The sequence below is a fragment of the Arthrobacter sp. 05L44 genome, assembly GCF_056397605.1.
The window spans coordinates 65,935-81,350 of record NZ_JBFTNS010000001.1 but is presented as its reverse complement, the minus strand read 5'-3'; the positions used below and the strand labels follow the sequence as shown (position 1 = coordinate 81,350).

At 68.2% G+C, this 15,416-nt stretch carries 14 protein-coding genes; 3 read left to right on the top strand and 11 right to left on the bottom strand.

Translation table 11 applies throughout. From position 1 onward, the window contains the following. Positions 1-82: 82 nt before the first annotated feature. Positions 83-1,423, top strand: a complete 1,341-nt coding sequence (locus tag AC1DHY_RS00365) for an MFS transporter (protein WP_476878007.1) — start codon at positions 83-85, stop codon at positions 1,421-1,423. On the opposite strand, the gene hpaD is transcribed toward AC1DHY_RS00365, so the two are convergent. The 6 genes from hpaD to AC1DHY_RS00335 all read right to left on the bottom strand — a co-directional run bounded on the left by hpaD (position 1,424) and on the right by AC1DHY_RS00335 (position 8,125). Further along, on the bottom strand, positions 1,424-2,497 hold the full coding sequence (gene hpaD, locus AC1DHY_RS00360) for a 3,4-dihydroxyphenylacetate 2,3-dioxygenase (RefSeq protein ID WP_476878008.1): 1,074 nt from the start codon (positions 2,495-2,497) through the stop codon (positions 1,424-1,426). 81 nt (positions 2,498-2,578) lie between these two features. Beyond that, positions 2,579-4,084: a 5-carboxymethyl-2-hydroxymuconate semialdehyde dehydrogenase gene (gene hpaE / locus AC1DHY_RS00355; RefSeq protein ID WP_476878009.1), complete on the bottom strand. Its 1,506-nt coding sequence runs from the start codon at positions 4,082-4,084 to the stop codon at positions 2,579-2,581. Positions 4,085-4,126: 42 nt separating this feature from the next. Then, positions 4,127-5,071, bottom strand: coding sequence for a 4-hydroxy-tetrahydrodipicolinate synthase (dapA, locus tag AC1DHY_RS00350; RefSeq protein ID WP_476878010.1), 945 nt, complete (start codon positions 5,069-5,071; stop codon positions 4,127-4,129). Positions 5,072-5,119: 48 nt separating this feature from the next. Next, a complete protein-coding gene (locus AC1DHY_RS00345; RefSeq protein ID WP_476878033.1) occupies positions 5,120-5,812 on the bottom strand; it encodes a GntR family transcriptional regulator in 693 nt (230 codons plus the stop codon). Next, on the bottom strand, positions 5,809-7,314 hold the full coding sequence (locus tag AC1DHY_RS00340; RefSeq protein WP_476878011.1) for a fumarylacetoacetate hydrolase family protein: 1,506 nt from the start codon (positions 7,312-7,314) through the stop codon (positions 5,809-5,811). Before AC1DHY_RS00340 ends, AC1DHY_RS00345 begins: the two co-directional genes overlap by 4 nt. 94 nt (positions 7,315-7,408) lie before the next feature. Next, complete coding sequence (locus AC1DHY_RS00335; RefSeq protein WP_476878012.1) at positions 7,409-8,125, bottom strand: IclR family transcriptional regulator; 717 nt, start codon at positions 8,123-8,125, stop codon at positions 7,409-7,411. A 378-nt stretch (positions 8,126-8,503) separates the two neighbouring features. Here AC1DHY_RS00335 and AC1DHY_RS00330 point away from each other — a divergent pair, with 378 nt between their 5' ends. After that, positions 8,504-9,838, top strand: a complete 1,335-nt coding sequence (locus AC1DHY_RS00330; protein ID WP_476878013.1) for an MFS transporter — start codon at positions 8,504-8,506, stop codon at positions 9,836-9,838. Between the two features lie 92 nt (positions 9,839-9,930). On the opposite strand, the gene AC1DHY_RS00325 is transcribed toward AC1DHY_RS00330, so the two are convergent. From AC1DHY_RS00325 to AC1DHY_RS00305, 5 genes are all read right to left on the bottom strand, one after another. Further along, positions 9,931-10,758 carry an alpha/beta fold hydrolase gene (locus AC1DHY_RS00325; protein WP_476878014.1) on the bottom strand — a complete coding sequence of 276 codons (828 nt, stop codon included), beginning with the start codon at positions 10,756-10,758 and terminating at the stop codon, positions 9,931-9,933. Positions 10,759-10,762: 4 nt separating this feature from the next. After that, complete coding sequence (locus AC1DHY_RS00320) at positions 10,763-11,092, bottom strand: biotin/lipoyl-containing protein (RefSeq protein ID WP_476878015.1); 330 nt, start codon at positions 11,090-11,092, stop codon at positions 10,763-10,765. After that, positions 11,085-12,143 carry an alpha-ketoacid dehydrogenase subunit beta gene (locus AC1DHY_RS00315; RefSeq protein WP_476878016.1) on the bottom strand — a complete coding sequence of 353 codons (1,059 nt, stop codon included), beginning with the start codon at positions 12,141-12,143 and terminating at the stop codon, positions 11,085-11,087. The genes AC1DHY_RS00320 and AC1DHY_RS00315 overlap by 8 nt, the downstream gene beginning before the upstream one ends. Next, the gene (locus AC1DHY_RS00310) at positions 12,136-13,185 is read right to left on the bottom strand and encodes a thiamine pyrophosphate-dependent enzyme (protein ID WP_476902997.1); all 1,050 of its coding nucleotides are present in this window, start codon (positions 13,183-13,185) and stop codon (positions 12,136-12,138) included. Before AC1DHY_RS00310 ends, AC1DHY_RS00315 begins: the two co-directional genes overlap by 8 nt. Before the next feature lie 129 nt (positions 13,186-13,314). Further along, positions 13,315-14,691, bottom strand: coding sequence for an amino acid permease (locus AC1DHY_RS00305; protein WP_476878018.1), 1,377 nt, complete (start codon positions 14,689-14,691; stop codon positions 13,315-13,317). A 172-nt stretch (positions 14,692-14,863) separates the two neighbouring features. Here AC1DHY_RS00305 and AC1DHY_RS00300 point away from each other — a divergent pair, with 172 nt between their 5' ends. Continuing rightward, the gene (locus AC1DHY_RS00300) at positions 14,864-15,337 is read left to right on the top strand and encodes an Lrp/AsnC family transcriptional regulator (protein WP_476878019.1); all 474 of its coding nucleotides are present in this window, start codon (positions 14,864-14,866) and stop codon (positions 15,335-15,337) included. The last annotated feature ends 79 nt before the right edge of the window (positions 15,338-15,416 follow it).

Below are 15,416 nucleotides of genomic sequence, written 5' to 3'. Positions count from 1 at the left end.
GCGCTCGGGTATCATTGAAGGGTTACCGGGTCGCGCGCATCGGGAGGAGGGACGATGCGCACCATTAAACGAACCCGGAATCATGAACCCTTCACCGTCTTCGACGACGACCCTTCCTGCCGACGTTCCCGCAGGTCCCGCCAGCGGCGGACGCTTCGCCAGGCTTCCCCTGCTCGCAGGACGCAGCTTTATCCCGCTGGGACTCTTCGCCCGGCTCCCACTGGCCATGCTGACCGTCGGCGCCCTGACCCTCGTCACAGCAGTCACCGACTCCTACGCAGTCGGCGGCGCCGCTGCCGGTGCCGTCGGCATCGGCTCCGCCCTGGGTGCCCCCGTCCTCGGCGCCCTCGCCGACCGGCTGGGCCAGCGCCCCGTCCTGCTCTTCTCAGCCGTCTTCAACACCGTGGCCGTCATCGCCCTGATTCTTGCCGCGTACCTGGTCCCGGGTGCCAGCGATCTCGCTGCCGCCGTCCCCGTGCTCGCCGCAGCCTTCGTGGCCGGCGCCAGCTGCCCGCAGGTCGGCCCGCTGGCCCGTGTCCGCTGGATGGCGCTGGGCTCCCGCAAGGGCGGCGCCGGCCAACCCGGCGATCTGGACACTGCGCTCTCCTACGAGAGCACCGCAGATGAACTGACGTTTGTGCTGGGCCCGGCCCTGGTGGGAATCCTCGCCAGCCTGCTTAACCCCTGGCTTCCGCTGGCCCTCGCCGCCGCACTAACCCTCACCTTGGTGCCCGCATTCGCCGTGCACCCCACGCACCGTGCGGTACCCCGAACTCCCGCGCGGAGCCGCGCCGCCGCCGCTGCCGCGCGGGAGCACCGGAAAACCCTTGCGCCGGGACAACGCGCCGCCAACACCGCGGCCGTGGCCCTGCCGGTCCTGGCCATGGTCTGCATGGGCACCTTCTTCGGAGCCACCCAGACCTCCCTGAGCTCGTTCTCCGCGAGCTTCGCGACATCCGAACTCGCCGGACTCCTGTACGCCGTCATGGGCCTGAGCTCGGCGGCCGCGGCATTGTCCGTGGCGTACTGGCCGCGGCGCTTCAGCGTCAACGCCCGCTGGCTGGCATGCGCGGCGCTGATGACGGGGCTGGCGGCGCTGCTGCTGGTGCCGACGACGGCGCTGCCGATGATCCTGGTGTTGCTGGTCCTTGGCCTTCCGGTGGGCCCGCTGATGGTCACGGTGTTCGCGATCGGCGGCGTCGTTGCCCCCGAGGGCAAACTGGGCACCGTGATGACAATGCTCGCAAGCGGCATCGTCGCCGGCACCGCCATTGGTTCGTCCATCGCCGGGCAGCTGGCCCAGACCTCCGGGTATTCGACGGCGTTCCTGGTTCCGGTCTGCGCCGCGGCGGCGCTGTTCCTGCTCGGTGCGGCTGCCGCCGTCGTGCTGCGCCGGCGCAACGCGACGGCGGCGGCCGCCTAGCTAGAGCTGCGAACCGAGCTTGAAGCCACGTTCCTCGCCGGGCTCACGGGTGTAGGCGAAGCCGTCGGCGCCGACCGTCACCGCCATCTCGCTGCTGTCGGTCCGGACAACCAGCGGCTGCGGGTTGCCGTCCAGGTCCAGGACCAGGGAGGCCTCGGTGTACCAGCTCGGGACCACGGGATTGCCCCACCAGTCGCGGCGCTGGTTGTCGTGCACGTCCCACGTCACCGTGGGGTTGTCCGGATCGCCCGTGTAGTAGTCCTGCGTGTAGATCTCTACCCGGTGGCCGTCCGGATCCAGGATGTACAGGTAGAACGCGTTGGACACGCCGTGCCGGCCGGGCCCGCGCTCGATCCGGTCCGAGATCCGCAAAGCGCCCATCTTGTCGCAGATCTGGATGATGTTGTGCTTCTCGTGGGTGGAGAACGCGATGTGGTGCAGCCGCGGGCCGTCCCCGCCGGTCAGGGCGGTGTCGTGCACGGTCTGCTTGCGGTGCATCCAGGCCGCGTACGTCACGCCGTCGGAGTCCTTGATGTCCTCGGAGACGCGGAAACCCAGGTCCTCCAGGTACTTCCGGCCCCGGGGGACATCCGGCGTGACCTGGTTGAAGTGATCCAGCCGGACCAGCTCGCCCGCGCTGTAGAGGTCGTAGCGCTGGGTGAGCCGCTCCACGTGCTCCACCTCGTAGAAGAACTCGTAGGGGAAGCCCAGCGGGTCCTCCACCCGGACCGCGTCGCCGATCCCTCGCGCGAAGCCGTCCTTGCGGCGCTCCGTGCGGCAGCCCATCTCCGCGAAGTAGGCCTCGGCTTTGTCAACGTCCCCGGGGGTGCGGACCCGGTAGGCAAATGCGGCGGCGGCGGCCACGGGGCCCTTGCGCAGGACCAGGTTGTGGTGGATGAATTCCTCGAAGGAGCGCAGGTAGATCGCGTCCTGGTCCTCGTAGGTGACGTGCAGGCCCAGCAGGTCCACGTAGAACGCGCGGGACTTCTCCAGGTCGGTGACCACCAGGTCCATGTAGGCGCAGCGGACAATATCCGGTGCGGGGGCCGTGGGGGTGATGATGTCGTTAGACATGGTGGGGACTCCTCTTTGAGTTCGCGGGTGAGTTCGCGGGTGAGTTCGCGGGTGGGGCGGCGGGGCGGGTCGGTGGAGGCGTCAGTGCGCCGCCGCGGCACCGAACTTCGGCGTGTGGACGTCGCCGAGGCTGATGTGGACGGCCTGCTGGTCGGTGTAGAAATCGATCGAGCGGTAGCCGCCCTCGTGGCCCAGTCCGGAGGCTTTGACCCCGCCGAACGGGGTCCGCAGGTCCCGGACGTTGTGGCTGTTGAGCCAGACCATCCCCGCCTCGAGGTTCTGCGAGAAGTTGTGCGCCCGCGTCAGGTCGTTGGTCCATACATAGCCGGCCAGACCGTAACGGGTGTTGTTCGCCAGGGCCAGCGCCTCGGCGTCGTCCTCGAACGGCGTAATCGCCACGACCGGTCCGAAGATCTCCTCCTGGAAGATCCGGGCATCCGGCTTCACGTCGGCGAAGACGGTGGGCGCAATGTAGTTGCCGGTGGGCAGGCCCTCCGGGCGGCCGCCGCCCGCCAGCAGGCGGCCCTCGGACTTGCCGATCTCCACGTACCGGGCGACCTTCTCGTAGTGCTCGGGATGGACCAGCGCACCCACCTCGGTCTTCGGATCGTGCGGGTCGCCCACCACGATGTTTTTGGCCCGCGCGGCGTATTTCTCGCAGAACTCCGCGTAGATGCCGCGCTGGACCAGGATCCTGGAGCCGGCGGTGCAGCGCTCGCCGTTGAGGGAGAACACCCCGAAGAGGGTGGAATCGATGGCCGCGTCGAGGTCCGCGTCGTCGAAGATGACAGCAGGGCTCTTGCCGCCGAGTTCCATCGAGAGGCCCTTGAGGTGTTCCGCGGCGTTGCGGAAGATCGTCTTGCCCGTGGTGGTTTCGCCGGTGAAGGAGATCAGGGGCACGTCCGGGTGTTTGACCAGGGCGTCGCCGGCTTCCTCGCCGAGCCCGTTGACCAGGTTGAACACCCCGTCGGGCAGGCCGGCGTCCTTGAAGATCTGCGCCCAGAGCGAGGCGGAGAGTGGCGTGAATTCGGCCGGTTTCAGCACCACGCAGTTGCCGGTGGCCAGCGCCGGGGCCAGCTTCCAGGACTCGAGCATAAACGGCGTGTTCCAGGGTGTGATCAGGCCTGCGACGCCGATCGGCTTGCGGTTGACGTAGTTGATCTGCGCGCCCGGGACCTTCATGGCGTCGTCGAACTGCGCCACGATGAGGTCCGCGAAGAAGCGGAAGTTCTCCGCTGCCCGGAGCGCCTGCCCCTTGGCCTGGGTGATCGGCAGTCCGGTGTCGAACGTCTCAAGCTGCGCGAGCCGGGTTTCCTGGGCCTCGACGGCGTCCGCGATCCTGTTCAGGACCCGGGCGCGCTCGCGCGGCTTCATCCGCGGCCACGGGCCCTCGGTGAAGGCCCTCCGTGCCGCGGCGACGGCGCGGTCAATGTCTTCCTTCTGCCCGGCAGCCGCGGTGGCGTAGGTCTCGTTGGAAACCGGGTCCAGGACGTCGAAGGTCTTGCCGCTGACGGAGTCGACGAATTCGCCGTTGATGTAGTGCTGGATGCGGGTGGGCAGCCCGTCCGGAATGTAGTGCTCGGCCATGGGGTTCAGTCCTTTGCTTCGGCGGTGAAGTGTACGGGCGGGTTACTGCGGGAGCCGGAAGCCGTCGACCGGCGTGAGGTACTCGCGGCCGGCTTCCATCAGTTCGTTGATCTTTTTCAGCCCGGCGTCGGTGGGCGTGATAAGCGGCGGGCGGACGTGGGCGGAGGAGATCAGCCCGGCCTCGGCCATCAGCCACTTGCTGGGGGCCGGGTTGGTCTCGACGAACAGGAGGTCCACCAGGGGGTGGACGCCGTAGTGGATTTTGCGGGCCGTCTCGAAGTCGCCCTCCACCCAGGCCCGGTACATGTCCGCGGAGGCCTTCGGCGCGATGTTCGCCAGCGCCGAGATGAAGCCGGCGCCGCCAATGGCCATAAGTGGCAGGCACAGCAGTTCGATGCCGGACCAGACCAGCAGGTCCTTGCCGGCGAGGTGCATCACGCGGGAGAAGTGCTCGAAGTCCTTGGTGGTTTCCTTGATTCCGACGATGTTCTCGAAATCGCGGAACAGCCGCGCCACGGTTTCGGGGGCCATGTCCACGGCGGTGCGGGAGGGCACGTTGTAGATCACGAACGGCATGTCGGGGAACTCGGTGGCGATGGTGGCGTACCAGCGGTACAGCGCCTCCTGCGTGGGCCGGGAGTAGTAGGGCGTGATGATCATCGACGCGTCCGCGCCGGCGTCGACGGCGGCCTGGGTCAGTTCCAGGGTTTCCTGCAGCTTGGCCGTGCCGGTGCCCGCCATAAAGGGGACGCGGTCGCCGATGGCCCCGGCGGTGGCGCGGATGGCGGCGGCACGTTCCTCGACGGACTGGGCGCTGGGTTCGCCGGTGGAACCGCCGATGGTGATGCCGGAGGAGCCGCTGGCGATCTGCCACTCCACCATGTTCCGCAGGCTGTCGTGGTCGACGTCTCCCGCCTCGGTGAAGGGGGTGAACATGGCGGCGAGGGAGCCTTTGAGGTGGAGCTGGGGATCGGAACGGAACTTCATTGTTTTTCCTTGTCGCTCGGGGCGGGGGCCGTAACGGCCCGCCGGGGTTCAGTGTGCGGTGGCCCGGTGGGCGAGATATGCGTCGAGGGTGGCGGCGCGGTGCGCCCTGGCGGCGCGTTCGACGTCGTCCGCCGGTGCGCCCGCTTCCAGCAGCCGCAGCAGTGCCTCATGTTCTTCCACCGACTGGCGGGCGCGGCCGGGCACGTAGCTGAAGGTGGAGGACCGCAGCGCCTGCAGCCGGTTCCAGCCGCGGTGCACCAGGTCCAGGATGTGCGGATTGGGGCAGTGTTCGAACAGCACCCCGTGGAAGTCACGGTTCAGGCTTGTGAAGCGGACGGGGTCGAAATCCGCCAGGCAGTCGCGCATGAGCTCGTTTACGGCACGGGCGCGGGCGATGTCGGCTGCGGATATCAGCGGTGCCGACAAGGCGGTTGCGGCGCCCTCCACAATCCCCAGCGTCTGCATGGTGTAGAGGTATTCGGTGGGATCGATACCGGCCACCGTGGCGCCGACGTTGCGTTCGAAGACCACCAGGTTTTCGGCTTCAAGCCGCCGGATGGCCTCCCGGACGGGCACCACGCTGAAGCCCAGGTCCTCGGCTATTTTGCCCAGCACCAGGCGGTAGCCGGGGGAGTACTCGCCGCTGAGGATGCCGGCCTTGACCGCGGCATAGGCCTGCTCGGACTTGCTGCCCGCGCCAGTTGGGGACGCTGCGCTGGCTGTGGAGGCGGCGCTGGTCATGGCGTCGGCTGCCCGTTGTCCGCGGACCACTCCCGGTACTTTTCCCGCCACTGGGCGTTCATCGGGTAGAGCCCGTCCACGCTGTGCCCGGCGGCAACCATGTGGGCGATGAAGGACTCCTCGGCCTCCTGGATGATGGCGTCGTCGGCCACTTCCCCGGCGATCGCCGGCGGGATCACGAGGATGCCGTCGGCGTCGCCCACGATGATGTCCCCGGGCTGCACGGTGGCCCCGCCGCAGGAGATGGTCAGGTCCACGTCCCACGGGATATGGCGCCGGCCCAGGACGGCCGGGTGGGCGTTTGCAAAGAAGGTGGGCATGTCCAGGGCGCCGACGGCGGTAACGTCGCGGACGCCGCCGTCGGTGATGACGGCCACGGCGCCGTTGACCTGGGCGCGCAGGGCCAGGATGTCCCCGACAGTGCCGGTGCCCTTCTCCCCGCGGGCCTCCATCACCAGGATCTCGCCCTCCCGGAGCGAATCAATGGCCCGCTTCTGGGCGTTGAAGCCCCCGCCGTGGGTCTTGAAGAGGTCCTCGCGGTTGGGCACATACCGGAGGGTCCTGGCCACCCCGACGACCGTGCGGTCCGGCCGGGTGGAGTGCAAACCATCGATGCTCACATTGTTCAGCCCGCGCTTACGGAGCTGCGAGCTCAGGGTGGCGGTCGCAACGGATTCCAGCTTGGCCTTCAGCTCGGGTGAGAGTGCCCCGGCGGGTGCGCTCTCGGCGGCGGGCGCGGATGCCTCGGCGGCGGGCGCGGGCTGGGCCGCCGGGGTGCCGTAAGCCTCGGCCCGCTGGGCTTCGTCGCTGCGCGGCTGGGCCCCGTAGCCGGCCAGCGGCACCGTCCCCTGGGCCGCCGTCGTGGTCAGCCGGCCCGTGCTGAGCCCGGACGCGGGGGCGTCCACCTCCACTTCCATCACGTCGCCGGGCTGCGCGACCGAGGCGCCGGCGGGTGTGCCGGTCAGGATGATGTCGCCCGGTTCCAGGGTGAGGAGCTGGGAGAGGTCCGCCACCAGCTGGCTGAAGGGGAACAGCAGGGTGCCGGTGGAGTCCTCCTGGACCAGCTCGCCGTTGAGCCAGGTGCGGATCCGCAGGCCGGCGGGGTCCAGGCCGGCCGCCGGGAGGAGTCCCGGGCCCACCGGGGTAAAGCCGTCGCCGCCCTTGGAGCGGAGGTTGGAGCCTTTGTCCGCGTAGCGGAGGTCGTAGACGCCGAGATCGTTCGACGCGGTCACGTGGCCAACGTACTGCCACGCCTCGTCGGGGGCGACACGGCGGGCCCGGGTGCCGATCACCAGGGCCACTTCACCCTCGAAGGCGAGCAATTCGCAGCCGGCGGGACGTTCGACGACGCCGCCGGTCAGGCTGAGCGAGGAAGAGGGCTTGAGAAAGTAGGACGGCTGGTCCGGGGTGCGGCCGCGCTGGGCGGCACGGCTGGGGTAGTTGATGTGCACCGCGATGACCTTGCCGGCGGCGGCCAGGCCGTCCTGCGACAGCTGCTCCATCGCATCCTCCTCATTGAGTATGAAATCGTATACGATACAAAGCTGCCTGAGCGGGAGCCGGTTGTCAAGGAAGCCACCTCTGCGGCCGGGGCGTTCAGCCCAGCTGGGCTTCGATGCGCGCGGCGCTCGCGGTCAGGGCGGCGGCCACCTCGTCGGGATCCTGCGCGGCGCGGATGTAGACAACCGCCAGCGCCGCGGGCCGGCCGCCGGGAACCTGGATCGGCACCGCTAGGGAGGAAACGCCGGGGATCACTTCATCGTGGCTGGCGGCATAGCCCCGCCGGCGGGCTTCGGTCGCCTCGGAGCGGTAGGGGACCCCCGGGGCGAGGCGGTGCCACTCGGGCTCGGTGAGGGCCGACTGGATCGCGATGCCGGGGGCCCCGGCGTTGATCGGGTGCCGGGATCCGGGGTGCTGCACGACGGCAGGACCCGTGTGGCGGGGGTCGACCGTCACGAGGGTGACGCAGTCCTCCCGGTCCCAGACGGCCACAAAGGCGCTCATGGTGAGGGCGTTGGCCAGCTGCGTAAGTTCTGGCAGGGCCGCGGTCTGCAGGCTGCGCGCCACCCCGCGGGCCAGGACTGCGAGTCCGGGGCCAGGCTGGACCCGGCCGCCGTCGTCGCGGACCAGCAGCGAGTGGTCCTCGAGGGTGCGCAGGATGCGGTACGCGACCGACCGGTGAACGCCAAGGGCATCGGCGAGTTCGGCAATGGTGAGCGGCTCCGCGGCATCAGCCAGGATTTCCAGGGCCCGGATGCCGCGGGAGAGCGTCTGGGACGGTGAGGCCTGGGCGCTGCCGGCGTTCGGGGTCATGCTGTCCATCCTAGGCGGGGAGCGGGCGGCCGGGCAGCAGCCCGGCGGTGGACCCTTGTGCTCGGGGTCACTCTCACGTAGCGTTCCATATAGGAACTGTCTGTTCAAATATAGAACGCGCAGGTAGCGCATGGGAAACGCGCCGCCGCCGCGGCGGGTGGTCGGGTCCCGACGCGGCGTCCGGTCATCCGGCTGGCGCGGGTCGGCGTCATTTTCGGCACAAAGCGGAGTGTTTCCGCCGGAGTGTGTGATTTATCACACGCTTCGGGGTAGTATCGCGGATACCAACTGACCGTTCGATCAGTAATTCAAGAGGCATTCACCAAGTCACAACGCACCCACCCGGGCAGTACCTCTGCCCCCAGCAACGGAGTTCCAATGACCGCAACTTCAACCGTCGATTCAGCGACGGGCCCCAGCAGCAAACATGAGGAGCGCAAGGTCCTCGCCGGGACGCTGGTCGGTACCACCATCGAGTGGTACGACTTCTTCATCTTCGCCCAACTGACAGCAACGCTGCTCTCACCGCTCTTCCTCGCTCCGCTGAACTCATCCAATCCCGGCCTGGCACAGATCCTGTCCTTCGCCCTGATCGGTATCAGTTTCCTGTTCCGGCCGCTCGGCGCCATCATCGCAGGCCACCTCGGCGACCGGCTGGGCCGCAAAGCGATGCTGGTCTTCACCCTGGTCATGATGGGTGCCGCCACTGCCCTGATCGGCATGCTGCCCACCTACGGCCAGATCGGCGTCTGGGCGCCGATCCTGCTGATCACCCTGCGCATCATCCAGGGCTTCTCCGCGGGCGGCGAATGGGGCGGAGCTGCCCTGATGGCCGTCGAACACGCCCCGCTGGGCAAGCGCGGCCTCTTCGGCGCGTACCCGCAGATCGGCGTCCCCGTCGGCATGATCCTCGCCACCGGCCTGCTGTACTTCCTCAACACCGGCATGTCCAAGGAAGACTTCGCCGCGTGGGGCTGGCGGGTGCCGTTCCTGCTCTCCATCGTGCTGATCGTCGTCGGCTACCTGATCCGCCGAGCCGTGGCCGAGAGCCCGGTCTTCAAGGAGATGCAGGACCGCAAGGAAGAAAGCAAGGCCCCGCTCGGCGAACTTATCCGCAAGCACAAGAAGGCCGTGCTGTACTCCACGATGATCTTCATCGGCAACAACGCCGCCGGTTACCTGCTGATCGCGTTCTTCATCTCTTACGCCACCAAGTCGCTGAAGATGCCCACCCCGCAGATCCTGCTGGCCACCACGCTGGCGTCGTTCGGCTGGCTCATCTTCACCCTGGTGGGCGGCTGGCTTTCGGACCGGATCGGCCGGGTCAAGACCTTCCTGATCGGCTACGGAATCGTCTTCGCCTGGATGATCCCGATGTTCGCCCTGATCGACACCAAGGACATTGTGCTCTATGGCGTCGCGCTGTTCGTACTGACCATCGGGCTCGGCCTGTCCTACGGCCCCATGTCCGCCATGTATGCCGAGATGTTCCCGGCGAACGTCCGTTACTCGGGCATCTCCATCGGCTACGCTTTCGGCGCCATCCTCGGCGGGGCCTTCGCGGCCACCATCGCCGAGGCCCTGCTGCAGGGCACGCACTGGACCGGTTCCATCGGCATCTACATCATGATCCTCTGCGTCATTTCGGCCGTCGGCGTCGTCCTGGCCAAGGAGACCCGCGGGCGCCCCTTGGGCGTCAGCAGCCACCACTAGCCCGGACAGCCCACAAACGCGGGGCCACGTGCCGCCCATCCGGAATTTCGGATGGGCCGCCCGTGGCCCCGCGGTGCTTTAACGCTGAAGAACTAGACGCCCAGGAAGCTGATGGCTCCTTGCTTGAAGGCCCGGCTGGTCACTGCGTTGGTGTGGTTCCGGCCGGGGAGGATGAGCTGTTCCACCATGGCTCCGGCTTTCGCGCCCAGGGCGGCCAGTTCCGGCATCGATGCGGCCCGCTCGTCCTTCTCGCCGGCCACCAGCAGCATCGGCATCGGCGGAACGGCCTCGGCCGGGTCGAACGGTTCGTCCTTGATCGCCTCGACCAGCGAGAGCAGCGCGAAGATGTTGTTGCTCGGCAGCAGCTGCGCCATCTTCAGGAGCCCGGCGGTGGATTCATCGGCGATCGGCGTTCCGTCGGCCAGGTAGTGCTGCGCCGCGACCAGGTCGAACTCGGCCAGCGGATCGGCGACGTTGGGGCCGCCCAGGACCAGCCGGTGGACCAGCTCATGCTGAGTGGCGCCGAATTCCCACGCCAGCCGCGATCCCAGGGAGTAGCCGATGACGTCCAGGCCGCTGGCGGGGTCCCCGTCACGCAGCGGGCGGGCGCCGGCGTCGAACGCAATCTGCAGGAGGTCCGCGCGGATTCGGCTGGGGGAGTAGGAATCGCGGTCCTCAGGGGCGCCGCTGCGGCCGTGGCCGGGCAGGTCCACCGTGATGACACGCCGGCCGGCCTCGGTCAGTGCGCCGATCCAGCCTGTGTCCTCCCAGTTGAGCTTGGCGGAGGAGGAGAAGCCGTGCAGCAGCAGGACCGGCCGGAGCCCGGCGTCGTCCTTGGGGTCGTGCACCGCCACAAACAGCTGCGGGTCGGTGCCCTCAACGGTGTGCGAATGCTGTTCGCCGGTGTGCCTGCCGCTCATGGTGTCAGTCCTCATCAAGTACGGCGCTCAGGCGGACCCGGCGCTTCGGTGCCTCTTCCTTCGGTACCCTGCCCACGATGCCGGCCGTATTGTCCGGCACCTCGAACACGATCAGCGGCTCGCCAACGTTGATTTTCTCACCCGGTTCGCCGTGAATACGCACTACCTTACCCGCCTGCGGGCTCGGCAATTCGACGGCGGACTTGGTGGTCTCAACCTCCACCAGCGGCTGGTTCCGCTCCACCTGGTCCCCGGGCGAGACGAGCCATTCGAGCACGGTCGCCTCGATCAGGCCCTCGCCGAGGTCAGGCAACGGAAAGGAAATTTCAGCCACGTTTGTACTCCAATACTCGCTGGATGCCGAAGAGGATCCGGTCTATGTTCGGGATGTATTCGTCCTCGAGGTCACCCGAGGGGTAGGGCACGTCGAAGCCGGTCACACGCTCCACGGGCGCCTTAAGGGTGTTAAAGCAGCTTTGGGTGATCAGCTGCGCCACCTCGGCGCCCAGGCCGGAGGTCAGTGGCGCCTCATGGACGACGACGGCGCGGCGCGTCTTGCCCACGGAGGCGGCCAGGGCCGCGGCGTCGATCGGCTTGAGCCAGCGCAGGTCCAGGACCTCGACGTCGATGCCGTCCTCCGCGGCCAGCTCCGCCACCTGCAGGCAGCGGGCCACCATGGCGCCCCAGGCCACCAGGGTCAGGTGCCGGCCCTCCCGCATGAGCTTGGCGCCGGTCGGAGCTCCGCCGTCGGCGTCGCCCTGGGCCAGGTCCACCTCGCCTTTTTGCCAGTAGCGGGACTTCGGTTCCATAAAGATCACCGGGTCCGGGCGCGTGGCGGCGTACTTGAGCAGGTGGTAGGCCTCGTGCGGGTTCGACGGCGAGACCACCTTGAGCCCGGGTACGTGGGCGAAGAGCGCCTCGAGGCTCTCGCCGTGGTGTTCGGGGGCGCGGATGCCGCCGAAGCTGGGGACCCGCAGGGTGATCGGCATCGGCATGGTCCCGCGGCTGCGGTAGTTCATTCTGGCAATCTGGCAGACAATCTGGTTGACGGCCGGATAGGCGAAGCCGTCGAACTGGACCTCGGGGATGGGGTGGAAGCCCGCCATGGCCAGGCCGACGGACATGCCGAGGATGCCGGACTCGGCCAGCGGTGTGTCGAAGACCCGCTCCGCACCGTGTTTGGCCTGCAGGCCGTCGGTGATCCGGAAGACGCCGCCCAGCTGGCCGCAGTCCTCGCCGAAGATGACGGCCTTCGGGTTCTCGGCCAGGACCTCGTCCAGGGCACGGTTCAGGGCCTGCTGCATGGACATCACAGTGCCGGGCGCCGGGGTGCCGGCGCTGGTGCCGCCGGCCGCGCGCGGGCTTTCAAGCATTGAGTTAGACATGTTCGGACTCCTCGCGCCAGTTGGCGGCCTGGGCCTGCAGGGCAGGGGTGGTTTCCTGGAAGACAAGGTCGAACATCTCGGCGCCGGGGCGGGAGCCCAGGGCCTGGATGCCGGCCCGGATCTGTTCCTCTTCGGCCTTGGCAGCGGCCAGGGCCTGCTCGAAAAACGCCTCATCGGCGAGGCCGTCTGCCAGCAGCCGACGCTTGAGGCGGGCCAGCGGGTCCTCGCCGGCGCCGGTCCGTTCCTCATCGAGGGACCGGTAGCGGCCGGGGTCATCGGACGTGGAGTGCGGGCCGCGGCGGTACGTCATCGCCTCGATCAGCACCGGGCCGTTCCCGGACCGGGCGTGCGCGAAGGCGCGGCGGGTGGCCTCGACGACGGCGACGACGTCGTTCCCGTCAATCTGCAGGGCCGGGATGCCATAGCCGGCGGCGCGTGCGGCGACCGAGCCGCCGGCCACCTGGCGCTCGGTGGGGACGGAGATGGCCCAGCCGTTGTTCTGGACGAAGAAGACCACCGGGGCCTTCATCACTGCGGCGAAGTTCATCGCCTCGTGGACATCACCCTGCGAGGATGCGCCGTCGCCGAAGTAGGTCAGCGCAACGCCGGTGGTGCCGTCGGCGGTAGCGGAAAGGGTCTGGCCGTGGGCCCAGCCGACGGCGTGCAGCACGGACCCGGCGACGACGGCCTGGATCGGGGCCAGCCGGGATTCCATCGGATCGTAGAGGCCCCCGTGCCAGGTGGCCTTATGGGTGGACATGTACCCCACCATGTCCACGCCCATGGTGCGGGCGACGCCCATCTCGCGGTAGGTCGGGAAGACGAAGTCGCGGGCGGTATCCACAACGTAGCCGCTGCCCACCTGGGCCGCCTCCTGGCCGAGTTCCGGGGCGTAGCCGGGGATGATGCCCTGCCGCTGCCAGGCGATGGCCGAGGTGTCGAGGTGCCGGACGGCGACCATCAGCGAATACAGCTCGCGGAGCTGGGCGGGGCTAAGCGGCCCGGCGTCGTCGCCGGGAACCGCGAGGGGGAGAGTGTCCATGCCTGTGACCCTAGTCACGGACGCCGGGCTGGGCAATCAGCTCAGGATGTATTGACCATTCTGCACAAACCTGCCCAGCCCGGCGGTATCGCGCATAGCAATTTGTTTACTACGGCGGATACCCGGGGACTAGTCGGAGGTGCGGGTCCTCGCGACGCGGGCGCCGATCCAGCAGGCGGCCGCGATCCCGGCGATCAGGGCGATGGTGCTGAAGAGCTGCCTGCTGCTCTCCGGGCTGCTGAAGCCGACGGCGAAGATCAGGGCGAGGAGGACCAGCCCGAAGATGGTCAGGCCGGGGAAGCCCTTCATCCGCAGGGGCAGTTCCGTGCCTTCCCGGTCCGCCCGGCGCCGCAGGATCAGCTGCGAAACCAGCGCAGAGCCCCAGACCACCAGGCAGGTGGAGCCCACCAGCTGGAAGAGGGCGGGCAGGACCCGGTCCGGGAACAGCAGTTCCAGGACCGCGGCCAGGAACCCGAACGCCACGGAAATGCTGACGGCAATGACCGGCACGCGCGCCTTGTTCAGCCGGGACAGGAACCGCGGTGCCTCGCCGCGCTCGGAAAGCGAGTAGGCCATCCGGGAGGCACCGTAGAGGTTGGCGTTCAGCGCGGAGAGCAGCGCGACGACGGCTACCAGGGTGATGGCCGTTCCGGCGCCGGGGATGCGTGCCAGGTCCAGGACGCCGGCGAACGGCGACTTCAGGGCGGCCGAGGTGGTGGGCAGGACGGCCGCGATGACAAAGACGGAGCCGATGTAGAACACCAGGATCCGCCAGACCACCGTGCGGATTGCGTGGCCCACGCTGCGGGCCGGGTTCTCCGTCTCGGCCGCGGCCACACTGACGATTTCCGTGCCGCCGAAGGCGAAAATCACCACGAACAGGGCCGTCGCAATGCCGCCCAGGCCGGCGGGGGCGAAGTTGGTGGTGATGTTACCCAGTCCGGGGCTGGCCACGTCCGGCAGCCAGCCGAAGAGGAGGGCGGCGCCGATGGCCAGGAACACCAGGATGGCGGCCACCTTGAGGATGGCGAACCAGAATTCGAATTCGCCGAAGTTCTTCACGCCGGCGAGGTTGATGGCCGTGAACACCGCCATAAAGACCAGGGCGAGTCCCCAAACCGGAATGGCGGGCCATACAGTGAACAGGAGGCCGGCCGCACCGAGGGCCTCGGCGGCGATGACCACCACAAGCTGGAGCCACCAGAGCCAGCCCACGGTGGCACCGGCCGTTTTTCCCATGGCCTTTTCGGCGTAGACGGAAAACGCGCCGCTGTTGGGGTTGGCGGCGGCCATCTCGCCCAGGGCCCACATGACCAGGATGATCAGTGTTCCCGCGACGAGGTAGGAGATCAGGACGGCCGGACCGGCGGCCTGGATTCCGGCCCCGGATCCGAGGAACAGGCCGGCGCCGATGGCGCTGCCGAGTCCCATCATGGTGAGCTGGCGGGGCTTCATGCTGTGGCCGAGTGTGGGGGCCGGGCGCTCCGCGGTGGACTTCATTGTCATGCTTGCGAACCTTCTTACGGTGATGGAGTTGTCCTTTTGGGACCATTTGAATTTACCGTCCCCGGGGCGTGTTTCCGGACCGCGCGCGTGAGAGCATGGTTGCAGTTTGTTGATAAACCGGCCCGAATCGTGACGATTTGTGCTGTTGATTCCCGCAGGCAAGGACCCGGATATGAATGTTGACCCGCTGGACGCGAAAATTGTCCGGTTCTTCACGGACTCGCCCCGGGCCTCGGTCCTGGAGGCGTCCCGGGTGCTCAAGGTTGCCCGCGCCACCGTGCAGTCGCGCCTGGACAGGATGCAGGACAGCGGCGTCATTGGCGCCTGGGTCCCGCAGCCGGACCCGGCGCACTTCGGATATCCGGTGGTGGCCTTCTGCTCCCTGACCATCAACCAGGACCTTGGGCATGATGCCGTCGTGGAGGCCCTGGCGCGGATCCCCGAACTCATTGAAATCCACACCGTCTCCGGCAGCTCGGACCTGATGGCGCGGATCGCGGCGCGCTCCAACCCGGACCTGCAGCGGGTTCTGGACGCCATGATCGCGACCCGTACGGTGTTGCGCTCGTCCTCGGTGATCGTCCTCAATACCCATTTCGAGGGCCGGACGCTGCCGCTGCTCGAGGCCGCTGCCCGCGGTCAGTAGTTCCCGCCGGAACCGGCTCTCCGCAATATTTGGTGCCGCGCCGGCGCCGTCGTAGAATTAGTTCTAGTCAAAGTGACTA

What these genes read in the sequence shown, in the direction of transcription:
- AC1DHY_RS00325 (WP_476878014.1), bottom strand. Translation starts at nt 10,758, where the DNA reads ATGAGCGGCAGGCACACCGGCGAACAGCATTCGCACACCGTTGAGGGC.
- AC1DHY_RS00335 (WP_476878012.1), bottom strand. Translation starts at nt 8,125, where the DNA reads ATGACCCCGAACGCCGGCAGCGCCCAGGCCTCACCGTCCCAGACGCTC.
- AC1DHY_RS00345 (WP_476878033.1), bottom strand. Translation starts at nt 5,812, where the DNA reads ATGACCAGCGCCGCCTCCACAGCCAGCGCAGCGTCCCCAACTGGCGCG.
- hpaE (WP_476878009.1), bottom strand. Translation starts at nt 4,084, where the DNA reads ATGGCCGAGCACTACATTCCGGACGGGCTGCCCACCCGCATCCAGCAC.
- dapA (WP_476878010.1), bottom strand. Translation starts at nt 5,071, where the DNA reads ATGAAGTTCCGTTCCGATCCCCAGCTCCACCTCAAAGGCTCCCTCGCC.
- AC1DHY_RS00315 (WP_476878016.1), bottom strand. Translation starts at nt 12,143, where the DNA reads ATGTCTAACTCAATGCTTGAAAGCCCGCGCGCGGCCGGCGGCACCAGC.
- AC1DHY_RS00365 (WP_476878007.1), top strand. Translation starts at nt 83, where the DNA reads ATGAACCCTTCACCGTCTTCGACGACGACCCTTCCTGCCGACGTTCCC.
- AC1DHY_RS00310 (WP_476902997.1), bottom strand. Translation starts at nt 13,185, where the DNA reads ATGGACACTCTCCCCCTCGCGGTTCCCGGCGACGACGCCGGGCCGCTT.
- AC1DHY_RS00305 (WP_476878018.1), bottom strand. Translation starts at nt 14,691, where the DNA reads ATGACAATGAAGTCCACCGCGGAGCGCCCGGCCCCCACACTCGGCCAC.
- AC1DHY_RS00330 (WP_476878013.1), top strand. Translation starts at nt 8,504, where the DNA reads ATGACCGCAACTTCAACCGTCGATTCAGCGACGGGCCCCAGCAGCAAA.
- AC1DHY_RS00300 (WP_476878019.1), top strand. Translation starts at nt 14,864, where the DNA reads ATGAATGTTGACCCGCTGGACGCGAAAATTGTCCGGTTCTTCACGGAC.
- AC1DHY_RS00340 (WP_476878011.1), bottom strand. Translation starts at nt 7,314, where the DNA reads ATGGAGCAGCTGTCGCAGGACGGCCTGGCCGCCGCCGGCAAGGTCATC.
- hpaD (WP_476878008.1), bottom strand. Translation starts at nt 2,497, where the DNA reads ATGTCTAACGACATCATCACCCCCACGGCCCCCGCACCGGATATTGTC.